The sequence below is a fragment of the Agreia sp. genome, from assembly GCF_964263775.1.
In the GTDB taxonomy this organism is placed as follows: Bacteria; Actinomycetota; Actinomycetes; order Actinomycetales; family Microbacteriaceae; genus Agreia.
Genome location: NZ_CAXVWM010000194.1, coordinates 16318 through 35741 on the forward strand (window position 1 = coordinate 16318; position 19424 = coordinate 35741).

Annotated in this window: 20 protein-coding genes and 1 pseudogene; 14 read left to right on the forward strand and 7 right to left on the reverse strand. The window is 66.7% G+C overall.

The annotated features are described in order from the left end of the window. Positions 1 to 2: 2 nt before the first annotated feature. From ACE5CZ_RS13925 to ACE5CZ_RS13935, 3 genes are all read left to right on the forward strand, one after another. Complete coding sequence (locus ACE5CZ_RS13925) at positions 3 to 725, forward strand: metal-dependent transcriptional regulator (protein WP_374947933.1); 723 nt, start codon at positions 3 to 5, stop codon at positions 723 to 725. 57 nt (positions 726 to 782) lie between these two features. Beyond that, a complete protein-coding gene (locus ACE5CZ_RS13930) occupies positions 783 to 1583 on the forward strand; it encodes an HAD-IIA family hydrolase (RefSeq protein ID WP_374947934.1) in 801 nt (266 codons plus the stop codon). Between the two features lie 196 nt (positions 1584 to 1779). Next, positions 1780 to 2736 carry a hypothetical protein gene (locus ACE5CZ_RS13935; RefSeq protein ID WP_374947935.1) on the forward strand — a complete coding sequence of 319 codons (957 nt, stop codon included), beginning with the start codon at positions 1780 to 1782 and terminating at the stop codon, positions 2734 to 2736. A gap of 74 nt (positions 2737 to 2810) precedes the next feature. Here the strand turns inward: ACE5CZ_RS13935 and ACE5CZ_RS13940 are convergent, their stop codons facing one another. From ACE5CZ_RS13940 to pyrE, 4 genes are all read right to left on the reverse strand, one after another. After that, positions 2811 to 3614: a DUF1206 domain-containing protein gene (locus tag ACE5CZ_RS13940; protein WP_374947936.1), complete on the reverse strand. Its 804-nt coding sequence runs from the start codon at positions 3612 to 3614 to the stop codon at positions 2811 to 2813. Between the two features lie 137 nt (positions 3615 to 3751). Then, positions 3752 to 4654: an LPXTG cell wall anchor domain-containing protein gene (locus ACE5CZ_RS13945; RefSeq protein WP_374947937.1), complete on the reverse strand. Its 903-nt coding sequence runs from the start codon at positions 4652 to 4654 to the stop codon at positions 3752 to 3754. A gap of 156 nt (positions 4655 to 4810) precedes the next feature. Continuing rightward, positions 4811 to 5461, reverse strand: coding sequence for a septum formation family protein (locus ACE5CZ_RS13950; RefSeq protein WP_374947938.1), 651 nt, complete (start codon positions 5459 to 5461; stop codon positions 4811 to 4813). A 3-nt stretch (positions 5462 to 5464) separates the two neighbouring features. Then, positions 5465 to 6013 (reverse strand): orotate phosphoribosyltransferase, encoded by a 549-nt coding sequence (gene pyrE, locus ACE5CZ_RS13955; RefSeq protein WP_374947939.1) that lies wholly within the window; start codon positions 6011 to 6013, stop codon positions 5465 to 5467. A gap of 46 nt (positions 6014 to 6059) precedes the next feature. Here pyrE and ACE5CZ_RS13960 point away from each other — a divergent pair, with 46 nt between their 5' ends. The 6 genes from ACE5CZ_RS13960 to ACE5CZ_RS13985 all read left to right on the forward strand — a co-directional run bounded on the left by ACE5CZ_RS13960 (position 6060) and on the right by ACE5CZ_RS13985 (position 11121). After that, positions 6060 to 6896, forward strand: coding sequence for an exodeoxyribonuclease III (locus ACE5CZ_RS13960; RefSeq protein ID WP_374947940.1), 837 nt, complete (start codon positions 6060 to 6062; stop codon positions 6894 to 6896). A 126-nt stretch (positions 6897 to 7022) separates the two neighbouring features. After that, a complete protein-coding gene (locus ACE5CZ_RS13965; protein WP_374947941.1) occupies positions 7023 to 7904 on the forward strand; it encodes a helix-turn-helix domain-containing protein in 882 nt (293 codons plus the stop codon). Between the two features lie 2 nt (positions 7905 to 7906). After that, positions 7907 to 8407, forward strand: a complete 501-nt coding sequence (locus tag ACE5CZ_RS13970) for a hypothetical protein (protein ID WP_374947942.1) — start codon at positions 7907 to 7909, stop codon at positions 8405 to 8407. Between the two features lie 53 nt (positions 8408 to 8460). After that, positions 8461 to 9348, forward strand: coding sequence for an aldo/keto reductase (locus tag ACE5CZ_RS13975; protein WP_374947943.1), 888 nt, complete (start codon positions 8461 to 8463; stop codon positions 9346 to 9348). Beyond that, entirely contained in the window at positions 9345 to 10070 is a 726-nt protein-coding gene (locus ACE5CZ_RS13980) for an SDR family oxidoreductase (protein ID WP_374947944.1), read from the forward strand. Before ACE5CZ_RS13975 ends, ACE5CZ_RS13980 begins: the two co-directional genes overlap by 4 nt. Before the next feature lie 16 nt (positions 10071 to 10086). Next, the gene (locus ACE5CZ_RS13985; protein WP_374947945.1) at positions 10087 to 11121 is read left to right on the forward strand and encodes an aldo/keto reductase; all 1035 of its coding nucleotides are present in this window, start codon (positions 10087 to 10089) and stop codon (positions 11119 to 11121) included. Between the two features lie 197 nt (positions 11122 to 11318). On the opposite strand, the gene ACE5CZ_RS13990 is transcribed toward ACE5CZ_RS13985, so the two are convergent. After that, on the reverse strand, positions 11319 to 13436 hold the full coding sequence (locus ACE5CZ_RS13990) for an acyltransferase family protein (RefSeq protein ID WP_374947946.1): 2118 nt from the start codon (positions 13434 to 13436) through the stop codon (positions 11319 to 11321). Between the two features lie 47 nt (positions 13437 to 13483). Between ACE5CZ_RS13990 and ACE5CZ_RS13995 the strand changes: the two genes are divergently transcribed. Then, entirely contained in the window at positions 13484 to 14125 is a 642-nt protein-coding gene (locus tag ACE5CZ_RS13995; RefSeq protein WP_374947947.1) for a hypothetical protein, read from the forward strand. Between the two features lie 75 nt (positions 14126 to 14200). Beyond that, positions 14201 to 14551, forward strand: coding sequence for a hypothetical protein (locus ACE5CZ_RS14000; protein ID WP_374947948.1), 351 nt, complete (start codon positions 14201 to 14203; stop codon positions 14549 to 14551). A gap of 2 nt (positions 14552 to 14553) precedes the next feature. Here ACE5CZ_RS14000 and ACE5CZ_RS14005 read toward each other — a convergent pair whose 3' ends face one another. Together ACE5CZ_RS14005 and ACE5CZ_RS14010 are read right to left on the reverse strand one after the other, a co-directional pair. Continuing rightward, positions 14554 to 15249 (reverse strand): methyltransferase domain-containing protein, encoded by a 696-nt coding sequence (locus tag ACE5CZ_RS14005; RefSeq protein WP_374947949.1) that lies wholly within the window; start codon positions 15247 to 15249, stop codon positions 14554 to 14556. 58 nt (positions 15250 to 15307) lie between these two features. Continuing rightward, on the reverse strand, positions 15308 to 16231 hold the full coding sequence (locus tag ACE5CZ_RS14010; protein WP_374947950.1) for a DUF4190 domain-containing protein: 924 nt from the start codon (positions 16229 to 16231) through the stop codon (positions 15308 to 15310). A gap of 199 nt (positions 16232 to 16430) precedes the next feature. On the opposite strand from ACE5CZ_RS14010, the gene ACE5CZ_RS14015 reads away from it, so the two are divergent. From ACE5CZ_RS14015 to ACE5CZ_RS14025, 3 genes and pseudogenes are all read left to right on the forward strand, one after another. Then, complete coding sequence (locus ACE5CZ_RS14015; RefSeq protein WP_374947951.1) at positions 16431 to 17867, forward strand: DUF6421 family protein; 1437 nt, start codon at positions 16431 to 16433, stop codon at positions 17865 to 17867. 35 nt (positions 17868 to 17902) lie between these two features. Then, a complete protein-coding gene (locus ACE5CZ_RS14020; protein ID WP_374947952.1) occupies positions 17903 to 18628 on the forward strand; it encodes an SDR family NAD(P)-dependent oxidoreductase in 726 nt (241 codons plus the stop codon). A 216-nt stretch (positions 18629 to 18844) separates the two neighbouring features. Beyond that, positions 18845 to 19424, forward strand: a pseudogene (locus tag ACE5CZ_RS14025) (hypothetical protein); the annotation flags it as partial.

Here is a 19424-nt window from a genome sequence, read left to right on the forward strand (position 1 = left end):
TCATGAGCATCCCCGAGCCGGCCGCACGACGAACCCAGCCGAACGCCGACTCGGCGGCAGAGGACTACCTCAAGACGATCTACCAGCACACCGAATGGCAATCCGACCCGGTCACCCCGTCGGTGCTGGCCTCGAGCATGGGAGTCGCGCCTTCTTCTGTGACCGAGATGGCCAAGAAGCTCAGCGCGGCGGGCCTCGTGAACTATGCGCCCTACAAGCCGCTCACCCTCACGGCCGAGGGCGTCGCGCGAGCCCGCGGTGTCATTCGGCGGCACCGGATCATCGAGACCTGGCTGGTCGACGAGATGGGCTATGACTGGCACGAGGTGCACGACGAGGCCGAGGTGCTCGAGCACTCCATCAGCGAGCGACTTCTCGACGCCATCGATTCACGCCTCGGGCATCCGAGAAGTGACCCCCATGGCGACCCGATCCCCTCGGCCGCCGGCACCGTCGACGAGTCGTCGGCGCTGCTGCTGTCGAGCGCGGCCGTGGGAACGTCGGGCGCCGTTGTGCGCATCAGCGACCGCGATCCGTCGCTGCTCCTGTCGCTCGCCGCGGCGGGCATCCGCCCCTCGACGATGATCTCTGTGGTGTCGAGGCATGACGACGCCGGGTTCGTCGTGCGCGTCGCCGGCGCACCGGGCGCGGATGCCGACACGGCCGCGCTCGTGCCGGTTTCGGCATCCGGCGGCTCGTCGATCTGGATCTCGGCACCGGCCTGAGGCCTGCTCGGCAACCGCCGCTAGGCTGGGAGAGGCAGGCGACGAAAGGACTCTCCCATGGCTCGACGCGATGAGATCGAATGCTGGCTCACCGACATGGATGGCGTTCTCGTTCATGAGAACAGGGCGCTTCCGGGTGCGGCGGAGCTGCTGCAGCAGTGGCGCGACGAGGGCAAGCCCTACCTGGTGCTCACGAACAACTCCATCTACACGCCGCGCGACCTCAGTGCTCGGCTGCGCGCATCCGGACTCGAAGTGCCCGAAGAGGCGATCTGGACCTCGGCGCTCGCCACGGCCAGTTTTCTCAAATCGCAGATGCCGGGCGGCAGCGCCTTTGTGATCGGCGAGGCCGGCATCACCACCGCGCTGCACGAGGCGGGCTTCATCATGACCGATACGAAGCCCGACTACGTGGTCGTCGGCGAGACGCGAAACTATTCGTTCGAGGCGATCACCCGGGCGATCCGGCTGATCTCGGCGGGCGCACGGTTCATCGTCACGAATCCGGATGCGACGGGGCCGAGCGCCGAGGGCCCGATGCCCGCCACCGGGGCGGTCGCCGCGCTGATCACCAAGGCCACGGGCATGGAGCCCTATGTCGTGGGCAAGCCGAACCCCATGATGTTCAGATCGGCACTCAACCGCATCGGCGCGCACTCCGAGAACACGGGCATGATCGGCGACCGCATGGACACCGACGTGGTCGCGGGCATCGAGGCGGGGTTGCATACCATCCTGGTGCTCACGGGCATAAGCGACCAAGCCGAGATCGAGAAGTACCCGTTCCGCCCCGACGAGATTCTCTCGGGAGTGCGCGACCTCCTCCGCACGGAGCCCCTCGAGTCCGACGTGATTTGACGCCCGCGTATCTGGTCGCCTCTGACCAGCAGCACCCGCTGCGGTCAGTTGTCCCCGGTGCGCCAGCGCCTCCTGCCCGCAGCGGCACCTGCTGGACGGTATGAGACTGTTCCACCCCCAGCGAGGCTCGCCAGAGACAGTCCCCAGATTCACTATGTTCTCCGTCGGGGCGCCGGCCGCGCGGCATCCTGTTCGCATGCACGAACATCTCCGAGACGCCCGCACTGGGCTCATCCTCATGTCCAGCCCCGTGATCACCCCCAGCGAGGCTCGTCAGGTGAGACGGGAGCATCGGTCTGGCACCGCGACGAGGTTGCACCGAGGGGTCTATGCCGAGACCGAGCGGGTGACGTCGCTGACCCCTCGGGCCCGGCACGTCGCCCAGATTCATGCCGTCGTAGAGACCCGGCGCATCCGACCGATCATCGGCCATCTTTCGGCGGCCGTTTTCTGGGGGATGCCGATCCGCCCCTCGATGCCGACCACTGTGCACCTGATTGTCCCTCCCGACTCCGGCGCGAATTCCAAGAACGGGGTGACCGTGCACAAAGAGCAGCTCTCCGACAAAGACGTGGTCGAAGTCGGCGGCATTCTCGTGACGAGTCCGATGCGCACACTTCTCGACCTCGCGCGCGTCAGTCCTTTCGTCACCGCGGTCACTGCCCTCGATTTCGCACTGCACGACAGACGGTCGACGGCTTTCGTGCCGCTGGTGAAATCGGACCTGCTCGCGAGCGTGGGTTCGCTCGACTCCGTGCGCGGCCACAGCCGTGCTCGTCGCGCCGTGGAATTCAGCCGTCCGGGAGCGGACAACGCGGGTGAGACGCACAGCCGCATCGTCATAGCCGAGCTTGGATTCCCAGCGCCCGAACTTCAGGTCCGTCACGTCAATCCGCGCGGCGGCTACTACTACGTCGACTTCGAGTGGCCGGAGTTCCAGCGCATCGGAGAGTTCGACGGAAAGGGCAAATACGTCAAGCCCGAGTATCTCGGTCGCATGTCGCCAGGCGACGCAGTCGTCGAGGAGAAGATTCGCGAAGACCACCTGCGGGCCGAGCATTACGGGGTCAGCCGTTGGGGGCCCGGCGACGTCAACGGCCGGCGCCAACTCCGCCGGATCCTGATCGAGGCGGGCCTGCCCTGCGTGCGCTGACCAGTAGCACCCGCTGCGGGCAGTTCTCCCCCGTGCGCCGGCACCTATTGCCCGCAGCGGGTGCTACTGGCGGGCTAGAGCCTCGCCCAGCGAGCCCTCGCCGCGCAGAAGAGCCCGTAGGCGATGAGGCCGACGCCCACGGCCACCAGAATCACCTTTCCGAATGGCAGGTCGACGAGCGACTTCAGTGCTCCGTCGAGTCCGGATGCCTTCTCCGGGTCGGCTGTCACGGCCGCGACCACGAACAGCACCCCCACGACGAAGAGCGCGACGCCTTTCGCGACGTAGCCCACGACGCCGAGAACGCGCACGACGGTTCCCGTGGTTCCCGCCGGAATGAGCAGGAGCTTCTCGAACTTCGTGAGTACACCCTGAACAACGAAGGCCACGCCGATGCCCGCAACGACGAGCCCCACGATCACCAGCAGAATGACCCCGCCAGGGCTCGCGAGGAGTTTCGCGCTGAAACTCTGGCTCGTGTTCGACGAACTCGACGAGCCGCCGAGCGCGAACGTCGCCGCGGTCACCCCGACGGCCCCGTAGGCGACACCCTTGCCGAGTTCGGAGACGCGCCGACCCCACTTCTTCTTCGGATCGGGCTCGTCGAGAAGAAACACCTGCACGATCTGCCAGAGCACCAAGGCCAACAGGCCGACGACCACGATCCAGATCACGACGATGCCACCCGGCTTAGACGACAGTTCGCGCAGAGCACCCGACTGGTCGGCCGACTCCCCCGACCCGCCGACGAGGCTGATGGCGATGGCCCCGATGAGGATATGGAGGAGTCCGAGCACGGCGAAGCCGGTGCGGGCAAGAATCTCGAGGGCTCGACTGTTCTTGGCCGTTCGGGCAGCGGTCTTCGCAGAATTGGTCATTACCCGAGGGTAGCGATGTCGAGCGCCGTGAGAAGCCGGGGTCGACACGCCCGCTCCGCTGAACGTCGCGGCAACGACGAAGGGCCGAGACTCTCGTCTCGGCCCTTCGGGTTCCGGCTACGCCGGATGAATTCGTGCTACGCAGCGGCGTTCTGGCGACGACGGGCGACCACGAGGGTGGCACCGACGAGCAGCAGAAGAGCGGAGCCGCCGACGAGAATGCCCGCGTCGGAGGAGCCGGTGTTGGCGAGCTGCGGGGCAGCCGACACAGCGGCGGGAACGACGGGAACGTCGCACGGTCCGACGGCGAAGACGCCGGCGGTCGTGACGGATCCGACGAACGTGATCGTGTAGGAGCCGTCGGGGATGTTGCCGGCGGTCGAGAACAGCTGAAGGTACTGGGGCTCGAAGCTGCCGGTTTCGTCAGCGGTCAGCGGCTCGTCGTCGTCGCCCGGGATGACGTTGCCCGCTGCGTCGGTGACGGAGTAGGTGATGCCCTCTTCGAACTGGCCGAAGCCGGTGGCTCCCACGAGCACTCCGGGATCCCGAACAGCGTCGCCGCTCAGGCAGACGGGGTCGACCGTGACGTTCTGAGCTGCGGGCACGAATGCCGCGATCTGCAGTTCGACCACGTTAGAGAGCACGAACGGCACTTCTCCGTCGCCGCCCTCGACCTCGTAGCTGGCAACCACAGACGCCGTCTCATCTTCGGCGACATCGTACGGTCCGGCTTCCGGAACGAAGGTGGTGGTGAACGCCCCGGCCTCGTCGGTGGTCACAGTCGTCTCGCCCCAGGTCTCGCCGGAACTGCCGTTGTCGATGCCGGCGAAAATCGTCACCTCGGTCGTCGCCGGGAAGTCATTGCCGGTGACCTGGATGCCTGCACCCCAGCCCGCGCCGGACTGGAACGCGGTGTTCGCCAGCGTGATGGTGTTGGGCTCTGCGGCGGTGGCCGGACCGGCCACGAGAAGCGAGCCGCCGGCAACGAGGGCCGTTGCGACGATACCCGCGCCGAGGCGGGAAAGGATTGAGCGGGACATTGTTCTCCTGAAGTAGGCGAGCAGGGGGATCATCATCAGTGTCGAACCGACGAAAGTAGCGATGCTGCGAGTTAGCTGCGTCGACGCAAGGCTATAGGCACTTTCCCAGAAACGCCACATCTGCATGCAATTTCATGCATCCACACTCGCGACGAGCTACGCCTGCGGCAACGGCGCCTGAATCGAACCGGTGAGCTTCTCCCCCGACGATCGAGTGACGAAGCACGAATACTCACGCTGCCCCGCGGCCCATTGGGCGTCGGAGACCGGGTAGCTCGCCTGCCACTGCACATCGGGGTAGGCCGCCGCCGCCGCGAAGTCGAGCACCGTGGGCGCGGTGCACGCGAGGTTCAATTGTGCCGTGATGGCAGCCTCGCCGGGAAAGGCCGCAGCCGGGTCGGAACCGAGTGACACACGCGAGATGAGCTGGGCAGCGTGCGGAGCTGCGCAGTCGACGACCGTGAACGCCTCGTCCCAGGGCGATCCGAACGGATCGAGGCACTCGCCCCCGCGCAACTCGGCCCACGGGTGATCCCCCGCGGCCGCCGGGCCGGTCGCGGCGGCGGCGTCGGGCGTCGGCGTCGATTCGACCGCGGGCGTCGACGCGGTGGCCGTGGGCATCGAAGAGGCAGTCGGCGTGGATGTCGGCCCAGTCGCCCGCGACTCGTCGAACCACGGCAGGTGCCGGCCCAGCACGAAGAAGAGCACCAGCACGAAGACGGCGGCGAGTGCGACGACGACCCAGACCAGCCATCTCGGCGTCGCGCGCCGAGCGCCCACGGCGCCCGCGGCATCCGGGAGCGTCACCGTCTACTCGAGACCGAGGTCAGCCAGGCCGATCGCGTAATAGTAGGGGTAACCGGCCTTCTCGATGCGTTCACGCGCGTCGGTGTTGCGGTCGACGACGACCGCGACGCCCACGACGATCGCGCCCACCTTCTCGAGCGCCTCGATGGCCTTCAGCGGCGAGCCGCCGGTGGTCGACGTGTCTTCGAGCACGATCACGCGCCTGCCGTCGAGCTCGGGGCCCTCGACTTGCTTGCCGCGCCCGTGGTCTTTGGGCTCTTTTCGCACGACGAACGCGTCGTACGACAGCCCCTGGGCTGCGCCCTGGTGCAGAATCGCGGATGCGACGGGGTCGGCTCCCATGGTGAGGCCGCCGACGGCGAACACGTCGGGGATGTCTCTGATGACGTCGATCATGACCTGGCCGATGAGCGGCGCGACGCGGTGGTCCAGGCTCACCTTGCGCAGATCGACGTAGTAGCTCGCCTTCGTGCCGCTCGTGAGCGTGAAGTCGCCGTGAAAGACGGCCTCGGCGGAGATGTAGTCGATGAGTTGCTGGCGCGCGTTCGTCACCGCCCCAGTGTAGGGGAGCCGAGTTCGGGCTAATAAACTGGGGCGCATGCGCATTGCGACCTGGAACGTGAACTCCATCAGGGCCCGGGTCGACCGGGTCGCCGACTGGCTCGTGCGCGAAGACGTCGACGTTCTCGCCATGCAAGAGATCAAGTGCAAAGAGAACCAGTTTCCGTTCGAGCAGTTCACGGCGGCCGGGTACGACGTCGAACTGCACGGCCTGAGCCAGTGGAACGGCGTGGCCTTCGCTTCGCGGCTGCCGATGACCGAGGTCACGAAAGACTTCGAGAACATGCCGGGTTTCGGCAAGGAGAATGACGACGGAACCCTGCCGCTCGAGGCGCGCGCCCTCGGCGTGACCGTGAACGACGTTCGCCTGTGGAGTCTCTATGTACCCAACGGCCGAGAGCTCGAGAACCCGCACTACGACTACAAGCTGCGCTGGCTCGCCGCCCTCTCTGCAGACACCCGGGCCTGGATCGCGGCGAACCCCGAGCAGCCGCTCGCGCTGATGGGCGACTGGAACGTGGCTCCCCTCGACACCGACGTGTGGGACATCCACGCCTTCGACGGGTCGACCCACGTGTCGGCGCCCGAGCGGGCCGCGTTCATCGACTTCGTGAACGCGGGCCTCACCGACGTGGTGCGCCCACGCGTTCCCACCGGCTACACGTACTGGGACTACAAGCAGCTGCGCTTTCCCCGCAACGAGGGCATGCGCATCGACTTCATTCTCGGCTCGAAGCCGTTCGCCGATGCGGTCTCGAACGCCGGCATCGACCGCAACGAGCGCAAGGGCGATGCGCCGAGCGACCACGTTCCGGTCTGGGTCGACCTCGACCTCGAGACGGGAGAAGACGAAGACCGGCCCATGTTCTGGTGAGAAACACAGGGCATGTCGATTTCATCGCTCGGCGATGTCTAGATCTCTTGGTGTCATGCACGCTCTGCTGAAACAGGTACGCGCAGAGCCTCCCTGCCGACTCAGGCACGGCGTAGCGTTGCGGCCATGGACAACCGAATCGAGCTGCGTGAGTTTCTCAGCACCCGCCGCGCGAAGATAACCCCGGAGCAGGCCAACCTGCCCGCATACGGCGGCAACCGCCGGGTGAAGGGCCTGCGCCGCGAAGAGGTCGCCATGCTCGCCGGGGTGAGCGTCGATTACTACACCAAGCTCGAACGCGGCACCGTGGGGGCCGTGTCCGCGAGCGTTCTTGACGCCGTCGCCCGGGCGCTGCAACTCACGCCCTCGGAGCGCGAGCATCTATTCCATCTCACCGGTACCGCGCCGGCCATCCGTATGCGCCGTCGCCCGGCCCTTCGTGCGGTGCGCGCCTCAGTGCAGCGCGTCGTCGACGGGCTCTCGGATGCCCCGGCTTTCGTGGCGACCAACGACCGTGACCTCATTGCAGCGAACGCGCTCGGCCGGGCCGTTTTCGCTCCTCTCTACGACGCAGCCTCCGACGGAACGCCGAACACCGCCCGGTTCCTGTTCCTCGACCCCGCGGGGCGCGACTTCTTCGCCGACTGGTCCAAGGCTGCTGCCGACACGGTCGCGAACCTCCGCACCGAACTCGGAAGAGACCCGTTCGACGCCGGCGTCACCACCCTGATCGACGACCTCAACCGAGGCAGTGCCGAGTTCCGCACTGTGTGGAAGGCCCACGACGTGCGATACCACGACACCGGATTCAAAGACCTCCGCCATCCGGTCGTCGGGGAGCTGCACCTCACCTTCGAGGCCATGGAGCTTCCCGCCGACCCCGGACAGATGCTCATCGTCTATGGCGCCGAGCCAGGCTCCGCGACAGCTGACGCCCTCCGGCTTTTGTCGAGTTGGAGCGCGGAACCAGCCGCCCCGACCCTCCAACCGCCGGTGAGAAAGGAATGACCATGCGCCCGACGTTCCTCACCCGCGCCGCGCTGGGCTTCGGGGTTGTCGCGCTCAGCACGGGCCTCGCGGCGTGCAGCCCGACTGCCGGGCCGACCAGCAGCACACCCGACTCGCGGCGGACCATCCCGGCACCGTCTGCTACCGCCACGTCCTCACCGGAGGACACTCCGGTGCCCATCCCTGCCTCCGATTCTGCGGCGCGCGAAACCGTTTATGCAGACGGTGAATACGCCGCGACCGGTTGGTACGGCGGCCTCCCCTCCCACCATGACGTGACTCTTACCATCGCCGTCGACGTGGTCACCGGAGTGGAGATCACCACGCCGGCCGAGGACGAGACCTCGCTGGGCTACCAGCAGCGTTTCGCCGAAGCCCTGCCCGCAGCCGTCGTCGGCCGAAGCATCGACGAGATCGCGGTCGACCGGCTCGCCGGGTCGACCGGATGCTCCCAGGGGTTTATGGACGCACTGGCCCAGATCAAAGAACAGGCCACGGCCTGACCTCGCGCAACCCTCCAAGCTGCACCACAACCGAAACAGGAAGAAGCATCATCATGACTGTCCCCCTCCTCACCCTGAACAACGGAGTACAACTCCCCACGATCGGCCTCGGCGTCTTCCAGACCCCTCCCGATGAGACCACCGATGCCGTCGAGGCCGCGCTCCGCGCCGGATACCGCCACATCGACACAGCGGCTGCCTATGGCAACGAGCAGCAGGTCGGCGAGGGCATCCGCCGCTCCGGCGTGCCTCGCGACGAGGTCCTCATCGAGACGAAGGTGTGGATCAGCGACTACGGCTACGACGCCACCCTGCACGCGTTCGAGAAGAGCGCCGGCAAGCTCGGCGTCGACACGATCGACCTGTTCATCCTGCATCAGGCTCTGCCAAGCCGGTTCGACCTCACTATCGAGGCGTACAAGGCACTCGAAACGCTCTTCGCCGAAGGCAAGGTGCGCGCCATCGGCGTCAGCAACTTCATGCCCGAGCACCTCGAGAAGCTCCTCGCCGAGACCACCGTCGTGCCGGCCGTGAACCAGATCGAACTGCACCCGTACTTCCAGCAGAAGGAACTGCAGGCCGCGAACGCCGCGCACGGCATCCTCACCCAGGCCTGGTCACCCATCGGGGGTATCACTCACTACCGCGACTCCGACAAGAGCGCCCTCGAAGACCCCGCCCTCCTCGCCATCGCGGAGACGCACGGCAAGTCTGCTGCGCAGGTCATGCTCCGCTGGGGCATCCAGGAGGGCCGATCGGTCATCCCCAAGTCGACCAAGGCCACCCGCATCGCCGAGAACTTCGACGTTTTCGACTTCGAACTCACGCCCGACCAGCTCGCCGCGATCGATGATCTCGACACCGGCACCCGCGGCGGCCCGGAGCCCGAGTTCATCACCCTCGACAACTTCGGCAAGCCCATCCCCGAGGCCGGAGAATGAGCACGCCCTCCCGGGTCGCCGTCATCACCGGCGCCTCGTCCGGCATCGGCGAGGCGACCGCCCGGGCTTTGCACTCCGCCGGCGACACGGTCGTGCTGCTGGCACGCCGGACCGATCGTCTCGAGGCGCTGGCAGTCGAGCTCGGAGAGCAGGCCCTCGCGATCCCGGCCGATGTCACCGACCGCGACTCACTCGTCGCTGCCGCTGAGCGGGTCCAGACCGAGCTCGGCGGCGCCGACATCCTCGTCAACAACGCCGGCGTCATGCTGCTCGGGCCGTTCTCGGCCGAGCAGCGCGACGACTACCGGCAGATGATCGAGGTCAACCTGCTGGGTGCCATCACCACGACCGAGGTATTCCTCGAGCAGCTGAAGACCGGTGGTGCCGGTGACATCATCACCATCTCTTCCGTCGCCGGGCGCACCGCCCGTGCCGGCAACGGCGTCTACGCCGCGACCAAGTGGGGCATCAACGGCTGGTCGGAGTCCCTTCGACAGGAGCTCCTGCCCGACATTCGGGTCACCCTCATCGAACCGGGCGTGGTCGCCACCGAGCTGCCGGACCACATCACCCACGCGCAGACGAAGCAGGCCATCGGTGAGATGTACGGCAACGCCACCGTCACACCCGAGGACATTGCGGAGGTCATCGCCTTCACGCTTGCACGGCCGCGCCACCTCGCCATCAACGAGATCCTGCTCCGGCCCGCCGACCAGCGCTGACGAAGGGACGACCCTTATGGACTACCGTCTTATCGGCCGTACCGGTCTGAAAGTCAGTCCCCTCGCGCTGGGCACCATGATGTTCGGCCCCTGGGGCAACGACGACGTCGATGACTCGATCCGGATCATCCACCGCGCCCTCGACGCGGGCATCAACCTCGTCGACACTGCGGATATCTACTCCGAGGGCGGCTCGGAAGAGATCGTCGGCAAGGCCCTCGAAGGTCGCCGCGACGACGTCGTGCTCGCGACCAAATTCTTCGTGCCGATGAGCGACAAACCCAACGAGAGCGGCGGGTCGCGTAAATGGATCATGCGCGAGGTCGAGAACTCACTGCGCCGGCTCCGCACCGACTACATCGACCTCTATCAGGTGCACCGGCCGGATGCGGAGATGGACGTCGAGGAGACTCTCGGCGCCCTCACAGACCTCGTACGTCAGGGCAAGGTGCGGTACATCGGCTCGTCGTCGTATTCCGGCAGCCAGATCGTGGAAGCCCAGTGGGCCTCCCGCGATCGCAACCTCGAGCGCTTCGTCACCGAGCAGCCGCCCTACTCGATGATCGTTCGCGGTGCCGAGAACGACGTGTTTCCCGCCCTGCAGCGCCACGGCGTGGGCAGCCTGACCTACAGCCCTCTCACTGGTGGCTGGCTTTCGGGCAAGTACCGCAAGAACGGCAACGAACCCGTTGTCGCCTCGCACGCTCGGAAACGCCTCGCGGCCCGCTTCGACCTGTCGACGCCCGCGAACCAGAGGAAGCTCGACGCGGTCGACCAACTCGCGCGGGTAGCCGACGACGCCGGCGTCACCCTGATCGAGCTAGCCATCGCATTCGTCATCCGCCACCCCGGCGTGACGTCTGCCATCATCGGGCCGCGCACCATGGAGCAGCTCGAATCCCAGTTGCCCGCCGCGGGCATCCACCTCACCGACGATGTGCTCGACCGCATCGACGAGATCGTCGTGCCCGGCGTCACCATCAATCCTGAAGACGACAGCTATGGCATCAGCGAGCTCGCCCCCTCTGCACGGCGACGCGAGTTGCGCTGATCATTAGCTCGGAATCCGGGGCCGACGTCGCTGGCCCGACGCTCCCTCCTCCGCGATGGATGACTACTCGATGGCGAGCTGGGGACACACCATCTTCACCGGCCCTCGGCGCTGAACCCAGGCCCTCTCTGCGCACAGCGAGCTGGCGAAAATCCGATTCGGCGTGGCCCGTTCGAGAAGGCAGTGAATCAGTTGGCCTAGCGAGCAGTCGATCGAGCGAGGGCGGCTTCGATCACGCTCTCGATGAAGGGGGCGAGGGTGAACGCGAACGTGCGCGTCAGGTGGTCCTGGTCGCGGTACACGTTGGCTCCGCCGATGACCGGGAAGCACTGAGACGAGTCGCAGTACGTCTCCGAGAAGTCGAGAAGGGTCACGTCTGCCCCGCCGGCCGATAGTCCGCTCGCTGCCGAGGCGAGGGGGTCGACCTCGCCGAGGCCGTCTTCGCGAGATTCGGTGCAGACCGATGCGTCGGAGATGCGCAGGCACTTGTTCGGGTCGGTCTCCCACGACGGGTTGTCGACGAGGGTGACCACGGGTGCCCCCTGCGACAGCTGGGGCGTCCAGGCGTCCACGAATCCAGCGGTCTCGGCGGCGGCGGCCGAGCCTTCGGCATCCAGAGCGTGGTCGGCGAGTGCGGCGGTGAAGATCACGTCGTAGGGCGCCACCGACGCGAGCTCGTCGTCGAGATGGGAACGCCAATCGGCGCAGGACGCGGCGAAGGCGTCGCCGCCGGCAATCGGCGTCGTGCTCCACGGGCAGGCGCCCTTGAGGTAGGTGGTGAGCTGCCAGCCGTTCGTCTCGGCGAGCTGGATGAGCGGGTCGAGCAGCGAATAGGCGTGGCTGTCGCCGATGATCGCGACCCGGGGCGCGGCATCCGACCCTGTGCCACCCGAATCCGTGTCGCCGAACTCGCAGCTCGTCAGAGTCGAGTCGTTGAGGGTGACCAGGCACTCGGGGTGCTGGGGACGGTCGGCGTTGCCGAATCCGGGGCTGGGAATGATCTGGCCCTCGAGCTTCGGGTTCGAACAGAAATCGATGGGCGACAGCCCGTCTGTGAGGCCGGATGCCGCGCCGAAGCAGTCGGGCGGCGTCTCGAGCGTGGTGCGCAGCTGGGCCGCCGCAGCGTCGTACTTGGGCTGCTGAACGGCGCTCGTGACACCGACGACGAGGGTGACCACGGCCATGGCCGCGAGCATCGCCGCGAAGGTCGCCCGGGGTTTGCGCCGCACGAGCGGTGTGAACGCGCGCGTCGGATCTTCGATGAACTTCTTGGTGAGCCACGCGATCACGAAGCAGAGCACGAACAGAACGAGGCGGTTGATCGTGGAGAGGCCCCAGCCCGGCACGAACGGGGCGATGATGATGAGCGGCCAGTGCCAGAGGTAGAGCGAGTACGAGATGTCGCCGACGAAGCTCACGGGACGCATGCTCAGCACGCTGCCCGCGTCGTACCAGCGCGCGCGGTGCGAGGCCAGGATGATCGCCATCGTTCCGACGACGGGCAGCACGGCCGCGTAACCCGGGAACGGCGTGGCCTTGTCGTAGAAGTAGCCGCATCCGAGCACGATGGCGATGCCGCCATAGCCCAGAACGTTCGACAGCCAGGCCCTCGTGGGCCGCAGGCGCGGCAGCAGCGCGAGCACGGCACCCGCACCGAACTCCCACATGCGGGTGAACGTGACGAAGTAGGCCTGCGCCGGGTTGGTCTGCGTGTAGACGATGGAGAACGCGAGAGACAGGATGCTGACGGCCACGACGACCCCGAACAGAGCGTTCCAGCGCCTGCTCGACCCGAGCCTCACGGCGAGCCAGGAGGCGCCGAGCAGCATCAGTGGCCAGATCAGGTAGAACTGCTCCTCGAGCGACAGCGACCAGTAGTGCTGCACGAGCGTGGCCTCGTTGGCGGCGGCGAGGTAGTCGACCGAGTTGGCCGCGAGCGCCCAGTTCTCGACGTAGAAGGTCGACGCGAGGATCTCGCGCAGGTTCTCGCCGAGACTCGACAGCGGAAGGATGAACAGGGTCGCCAGCGCCGAGAAGACGAGCACGGTTACGGCGGCGGGCAGTAGCCGGCGCACCCTTTTGGCGTAGAAGGCGGGCAGGGCGAGGCGGCCCGTCTTCTCGAGTTCGCGGGCGAGCTGCCCCGTGATGAGAAATCCCGAGATGACGAAGAAGACGTCGACGCCGATGTAGCCGCCCTGCAGCCGTCCGGGCCAGAAGTGGTAGACCACCACGAGCAGCACGGCGATCGCGCGGAGCCCCTGCAGGTGGGGAAGGAAGTGCGCCGGTGTACTGGAGGGCGGCGGGCTCGTGTGCATATCGCTCCCATGCTAGCTGGCGGGCTCGGGGCGTTAAGGTGGCTTACATGCCTAAGACCGTGACCTGGGACTACATCGACGAATCCAGCTTCGAAGCCGACGACCCCGAGAAGGCGCTCGTCGTCGCCGAGGAGTTCCTCGCCGCCGCGCGCGATCCCGAGACGTTCTACGACGACGACGTGACGCCCGCCGCGCTGTTCATCGCGGCATCCGAGAGTTTCTACGATGCTCTTCTTCCCCTGCGTGCCTATGAGGCCGCCCGTGAAGCACAGGATGCGCCCGGCGACGCTGCTCCCGACAAGCGCGTCTATCTCATCGAGGGCTTGCTGCGCACGGGCCAAGAGGCCGAGGCCAACGACCTCGCCAAGGCCCTGCGTGCAGAGAAGCCCGAAGATCCCATGGTCTACTCGTTCGTCGGCGACAGCTACGACTCGGCCGGCGATGCGCGCAACGCCGAGCGCTGGTTCGACATGGGCATCGAGATGGTGACCAAGGTCATCAATGACGCCGACGACCTCGATCGCGACGAGCTGGCGGATGCCATGGAGACGCGGGAGCTGCTCGTCTTGGGCCGTCACGCCGTGCGCCATGCGGCCGGTCATCAGCCCGACGACCTCGATGAAGAGGCTCTCGAGATTCTCGAGGAGTACGGCGAGGTCGACGAAGACGAAGACGGAGACACGAAGTAGTTTTCGCTCGGCCCCTCGGCGGTAGTTGCCTCGAATCAATTTGTTTTGCGCCCCGCGCAGGTGAAAGATGTTCTTGTGACCCACGATCTGATGTCCCCCGAGAAGAACGTCCAGCGCATCATGTGGACAGGAACCATCTGGTTCGTCGCCGCCGTCGGGGCATCGGCGATCACCCTCGGCCTGCTGCTGTCGAGTGGCTGGCGACCGGCGCTCCTGGCTAAGGGTCTCGCGCTGTTGTGGTGGATCGGGTCGGGCCTGGTCGCCGTGAGCATCGGACTCATCGGATGGTCGGGCTGCCCGATCCTCGAGGTCGACGTTCCGACCTCCGACCGCAACAAGACCCGCACCATGCAGCTCGGAACGATGCTGTTCATCGTGGGCGGCGCCGCCGCCATGCTGGCGGTGCTCTTAGGCCCTGCGGGCTGAGCTCAGGCGCGGGTCAAGCTGCAGAAACGTCGGCCGCCGGCAGTGAAGGCGCTGTCGACGGCGAATCCGGATGCCTGGGCCACCTCGCGCAGGCGGGTGAGGCCCACTTCGGCCCACGGAAAGGCGGCGCTCTGCGAGCCCTCCGCGTCGACGAGAGTGGCGTTGTAGGAGTGGTCGCGGTCGTCGTCGGGGTGCACTTCGACGATCAGCGTGGCTGACTCGGCGACGATCTCTCCGCAGCGGGAGAGCAGCGCGGCGACGTCTCCCCCGATTCCGACGTTGCCGTCGATCAGCAGCGCTGTGCGCCAGGTTCCCTCCGCGGGAACCCGGTCGAAGACGGATCCCAGGGCCACGGCCATTCCGCCGCGGCGGGCCAGCTCGACGACGTCGGGAGAGACATCCAACCCCAGGGCCATGAGGCCGAGCTCGCCGGCGGCCCGCACCATGCGGCCGGGCCCGCATCCGATGTCGAGCACCGGACCGCGGGCGTGCCGCAGCAGCGAACGATCGACTTCGTCTGCGTCGGCGTTCCATTTGTCGAAATCGAGGTCGACGCCGGCGGCCGATCCCGCGATGCCCGGGGTGGCCTCGTGCAGCTCGAGCCGGCCGCGGGCATCGTGCCGCAGCGCCCTGGCGTAGGGCTCGTCGCCCCCGAGGCCGAACGTGGAATCGGCAGGATTCTGCTGCAGGAGACTCATGGGCGGTATTCGTATCGGACGACCGGGCCGGATTGTGTGTCGAACCGGATCACCCTGATCAGAAGACAGTGATGGCCGCCCTCGTCGTGACGGTGTCGTAGACGGATTCGACGTCTCCGCCCGGGGTGCAGGTGACGTCGACGTAGAGGCCGCTGCCGAGCACGCCGAATCCGCGTGCCGCCAGCTTCCAGTTCGAGCCGTCATCGTCTGTGCCCTGCAGCAGCAGGGTGTCCACGGTTCCCGCACCCTCGAAGTTGTATGAGATGGTGCCGTCGCTCATTTTGTCTTCGATGGTCTTCTGGTCTGTCGTCAGCACGTCGGCCAGAAAGCTGGCCGTGGTCGACCGATCGTCTCCGGCTGTCGTCACCGTGCTGGCGCTGAGCGCGCCCTGGTAGAACGACACGGTGCAGAGGCCCGACGGATCGAGATACGACCAGCTGCCGTTGCCGTCGTCGGGGCTCGACACCGTCCACTCCGAGTCGATGATGAACGGGTCGGAGAACTGGGCGAGCGAATCGGGGTCGAGGTCGTTGCCCGCTTCGAAGGTGAGGTCGCCGCCCAGCACGTCGGGCGACGTGGTCGAGACGTCGGGGTCGGAGGTGTACGGGTCGGAGGTGTAGCTGTAGTCGCCGGGGTCGTAGTCGTTCGCCACGGCGGCGAAGAACCCGATGCCGAGCACAGACATCACGACGAGCGCGATGATCGAGATGATGCTTCCGACGATGCCGATGTAGCCGATTACGAGGCCCGCGATGGCGAGTCCGCGGCCCTTTTCGCCTGTTCGCTTGATCTGCCCCAGCGCCATGTGACCGGTGATGACGGCGACCAGCGAGATGAAGAAGGCCGACACGAGGGAGACGATGGCGAGCACGTTGTAGCGCGGCTCCTGAACGGGCGAGTAGCCACCCCCCTGGTACCCGCCATAGGGCGGAGTCGGGTTCTGGTACGGCACGGGGGGCTGATTGGGCGGCGTCTGGCTCATGCCGTTCATCCTAAACGGTGGCGCACCGGCGCAGACAGATGCGCAATCGTGCGTGGCGTGCGGCTTTTGTGCTCGACGAGCGTCAGTCGCCGCAGCAAATCGATGCAGCGAACACGAAACCACAGCCGGATCGACCGTAGCCTCGAGAGACGGCACAGACCGTGTCGCGCACGCCCCGTCTTGGATCGGAGGTTCCCCCATGCCCAGCACTACGACCAGTCAGTACGTCGTTCCCGCGATCGGCGACGAACCCGAGGTCGTCGAAGACGCGTCGCTGGTCGAGACCTCTGCTGCCTGGACACGCCTCAAGGCCGCAGCCACCGAGCTGCAGGGGCTGCAGATCGCAGACGGATCGGTGCCCGAGGCGGCGGCGCACGGCCAGGCGGCCGAACTCGTCGCCGTGATCTCGGCATCCATCGCCGCACTCTCGCCCGCGTTTCCGCACGACGCCGAGTACCACGACGCCGTGCGCCGCGACTTCGCCCGCTGGGTGGCCGATGGCTTCGGAGTGCCCGACTTCCTCGACTCGCTCGTGGCCTTCCACCCCGAAGAGCACCGTGAGAACGGCCTCCGGCACCTCGTCGTCTTCGCCATGACCACGCAGAACGGCTCTGCCTCGCGGCTCGTCGAGGCGGTGCTGATCGAGGTGATCTGGCCCGAGTTCGTGGCCGAGCTCGAGACCGGCGACTACTCGAACGCACTGTTCGTGCCCATCCGCTTCGTCGACTTCACCCCCGGCTACGACACGAACTCGGCCGTGCTGTTTCCCGGGACGGTCGCCACCCGCAGTGTTCCGAGGTTCACCTGGGGCGCCATCTTCGCCGACCGCGAGGCCGCACGCTTTCGCACCGTGGTGCGCGCAGCGGCAGAAACCACAAGGCTCGACCTGCCGGAGGACGCGGCACGCCTGCTCACCGACCAGGCGCTCGCCGAGCGCACCTTCGTGATGTGGGACCTCATCCACGACCGCACCCACATGCGCGGCGACCTTCCATTCGACCCGTTCATGATCAAGCAGCGCATGCCCTACTTCCTCTACTCGCTCGAGGAGTTGCGCTGCGACCTCACCGCCTTTCGCGAGTCGGTGCGCATCCAGCACCGTATCGAGGCGTTGGCCGAGAATGAGCTGTCGGATGCCGATGCACACCTTCTCGAGCACGCCCGGCTCGTGCAGTACGCGGTGCTGTTCGACCGCATCTTCCGCTTCGCGCTCACCGGGTCGCGGGTGCGCAACTACGACGGGCTCGGCGGCCAGCTGCTGTTCGCGTGGCTGCACCAGCACCACGTGCTGCACTGGACCGATACGAAGCTCACCATCGACTGGACCGAGGTCGCCGACTGCGTGCTCGCCCTCGGACAGCGGATCGACGAGTTGTACTGGCGATCGATCGACCGCCCCAAGGTGGCGCACTGGCTTGCCGCCTACGAGCTGGTCACCGAGACGGTCACGCCGAACCCGGCATCCGTCTGGGCTCAGGGGCCGCAGGCCCTTCCCCTCGACGGCCCGCCCCGCGCACTGACCGACGCGATCCTCGACGACGAGTTTCCCCTCTCGATGTTCTACGAGGCGCTCTCGAAGAAGATCGGAGTGGTGATCCTGTCGACCGAGGGCATCACGGGCACCTCGCACAGCTAGCAGTACCCACCGCGGTACCTACAGAAGGGTCGGGCATGAGCGTCGTCGGGCGAGTCGTTGTCGTTGCGGGGGCGACGAGTTCTTCAGGGGTCGCCACCGCTCGGGCGCTGGTCGGCGCTGGGGCCCGGGTCGTCGCCGTGGGCTCGAACGTCGAGAGGCTCAGTGCATTCGAGCGCTCGGTTCAGGGAGCCGCGACACGGGTGTGCGACCTGTCGAAGCTGGCCGCGGTCACCGAACTCGCGGATGCGGCGGTGCAGCAGTACGGCTCGGTCGACGGGCTGATCCATCTCGTCGGCGGATGGCGCGGCGCTGCGGGCATCGCCGCCCAGAGCGACGACGACTGGGCCGCGATGGAGGCGGGATTCACTACTCTGCGCAATACCTCGCGCGCTTTCTTCGACGCCCTCGTGGCGAGTGAGGCGGGCCGTCTGGCCATCGTCTCGTCGAGCGTGGTAGAGCGGCCGACGGCTGGCGGCGCGAGCTACGGGGCCGCGAAGGCGGCCGCCGAGAGCTGGGTGCGTTCGGTGGCCGACGGTTTCGCCCGGGAGCAAGCTCGACACAAGACCGAGCCCTCCGCACAGCGCGCGGCCGCGGTTCGCTTCTCGATCATGGCATTCGTCGACGCCGACATGCGTCGCGACAATCCCGCCGAGGCCTTTGCCCGCTTCACCGACGTGGATGCGCTCGGCCAGGCTGTCGTGCGGCTCTGGCAGGGCGACGCGGCCGAACTCAACGACACGAGAATCTCGCTGATTCCGTGATATCTCGAGTCGCAACGCCCATTATCAATAAATCCTCACTATTTACAAGGTCTTGACTGACATTTGCTCATAAAAAAGTGAGATTCAATCTATTCTCAGCATGAGTCCGAATCCTTGGGGTGCGCCTCGCTCCCCCCATTCGGGGGATCCGTAGGCAGACGGATCCCGCCGGATAGTCCGACGGGTCACAACCGGAGGACACCCAGACCCGTGAAAATGAGAACAACTCGCATTACAGCCAGTCTCGCCCTGATCGCACTCGGCGGCACCGGCATCGCCCTCGCATCCGCCACCGCGGCCAGCGCCCACACCCCAGAAGTCGATTCGACCTGCACGACCTTGACCGTCGCGCTCGCGAACTACTCGACGAGCAACGACAACGCGAAACCGAATTCGATCACCGTGTCGATCGACGACGAGACCGTCGCCGACTCGGCTTTCGGGGCCGGCTTCACCGGCAGCTACGGCTTCGACGACAAGACCGTCGCGCACCACTACGAAGTGGTGATCGACTCGGTCGACAATGCCTACGACCGCACCTTCTCGGGCGACAGCGTTGTCTGCGCCTCTCTGGCGCCGCCCGTTGTACCGACCGATGCCAAGGCCGAACTCAGCACGACACCCGCTGCGTGCGGCAAGGCCGGAACCCTCGTGCTCGGCGACGTTCAGAACGCCGCATGGCAGACGCCGTCCGCGACGATCGGTCCGGCGGACTACTCCGTGACAGCGACGGCGAAAGAGGGGCACACGTTCCCCGACGGCACGAACACGCTGACACTGACCGGCACGCTCGGGG

Excerpts from the sequence above, each read along its gene's own strand:
- ACE5CZ_RS13960 (WP_374947940.1), top strand. The coding sequence starts at position 6,060 with ATGCGCATTGCGACCTGGAACGTGAACTCCATCAGGGCCCGGGTCGAC.
- ACE5CZ_RS13970 (WP_374947942.1), top strand. The coding sequence starts at position 7,907 with ATGCGCCCGACGTTCCTCACCCGCGCCGCGCTGGGCTTCGGGGTTGTC.
- ACE5CZ_RS13995 (WP_374947947.1), top strand. The coding sequence starts at position 13,484 with ATGCCTAAGACCGTGACCTGGGACTACATCGACGAATCCAGCTTCGAA.
- ACE5CZ_RS13965 (WP_374947941.1), top strand. The coding sequence starts at position 7,023 with ATGGACAACCGAATCGAGCTGCGTGAGTTTCTCAGCACCCGCCGCGCG.
- ACE5CZ_RS14010 (WP_374947950.1), bottom strand. The coding sequence starts at position 16,231 with ATGAGCCAGACGCCGCCCAATCAGCCCCCCGTGCCGTACCAGAACCCG.
- ACE5CZ_RS13985 (WP_374947945.1), top strand. The coding sequence starts at position 10,087 with ATGGACTACCGTCTTATCGGCCGTACCGGTCTGAAAGTCAGTCCCCTC.
- ACE5CZ_RS14005 (WP_374947949.1), bottom strand. The coding sequence starts at position 15,249 with ATGAGTCTCCTGCAGCAGAATCCTGCCGATTCCACGTTCGGCCTCGGG.
- ACE5CZ_RS13945 (WP_374947937.1), bottom strand. The coding sequence starts at position 4,654 with ATGTCCCGCTCAATCCTTTCCCGCCTCGGCGCGGGTATCGTCGCAACG.
- ACE5CZ_RS13930 (WP_374947934.1), top strand. The coding sequence starts at position 783 with ATGGCTCGACGCGATGAGATCGAATGCTGGCTCACCGACATGGATGGC.
- ACE5CZ_RS14020 (WP_374947952.1), top strand. The coding sequence starts at position 17,903 with ATGAGCGTCGTCGGGCGAGTCGTTGTCGTTGCGGGGGCGACGAGTTCT.
- ACE5CZ_RS13940 (WP_374947936.1), bottom strand. The coding sequence starts at position 3,614 with ATGACCAATTCTGCGAAGACCGCTGCCCGAACGGCCAAGAACAGTCGA.
- ACE5CZ_RS13925 (WP_374947933.1), top strand. The coding sequence starts at position 3 with ATGAGCATCCCCGAGCCGGCCGCACGACGAACCCAGCCGAACGCCGAC.
- ACE5CZ_RS13935 (WP_374947935.1), top strand. The coding sequence starts at position 1,780 with ATGCACGAACATCTCCGAGACGCCCGCACTGGGCTCATCCTCATGTCC.
- ACE5CZ_RS13980 (WP_374947944.1), top strand. The coding sequence starts at position 9,345 with ATGAGCACGCCCTCCCGGGTCGCCGTCATCACCGGCGCCTCGTCCGGC.
- ACE5CZ_RS14015 (WP_374947951.1), top strand. The coding sequence starts at position 16,431 with ATGCCCAGCACTACGACCAGTCAGTACGTCGTTCCCGCGATCGGCGAC.
- ACE5CZ_RS13975 (WP_374947943.1), top strand. The coding sequence starts at position 8,461 with ATGACTGTCCCCCTCCTCACCCTGAACAACGGAGTACAACTCCCCACG.
- ACE5CZ_RS13990 (WP_374947946.1), bottom strand. The coding sequence starts at position 13,436 with ATGCACACGAGCCCGCCGCCCTCCAGTACACCGGCGCACTTCCTTCCC.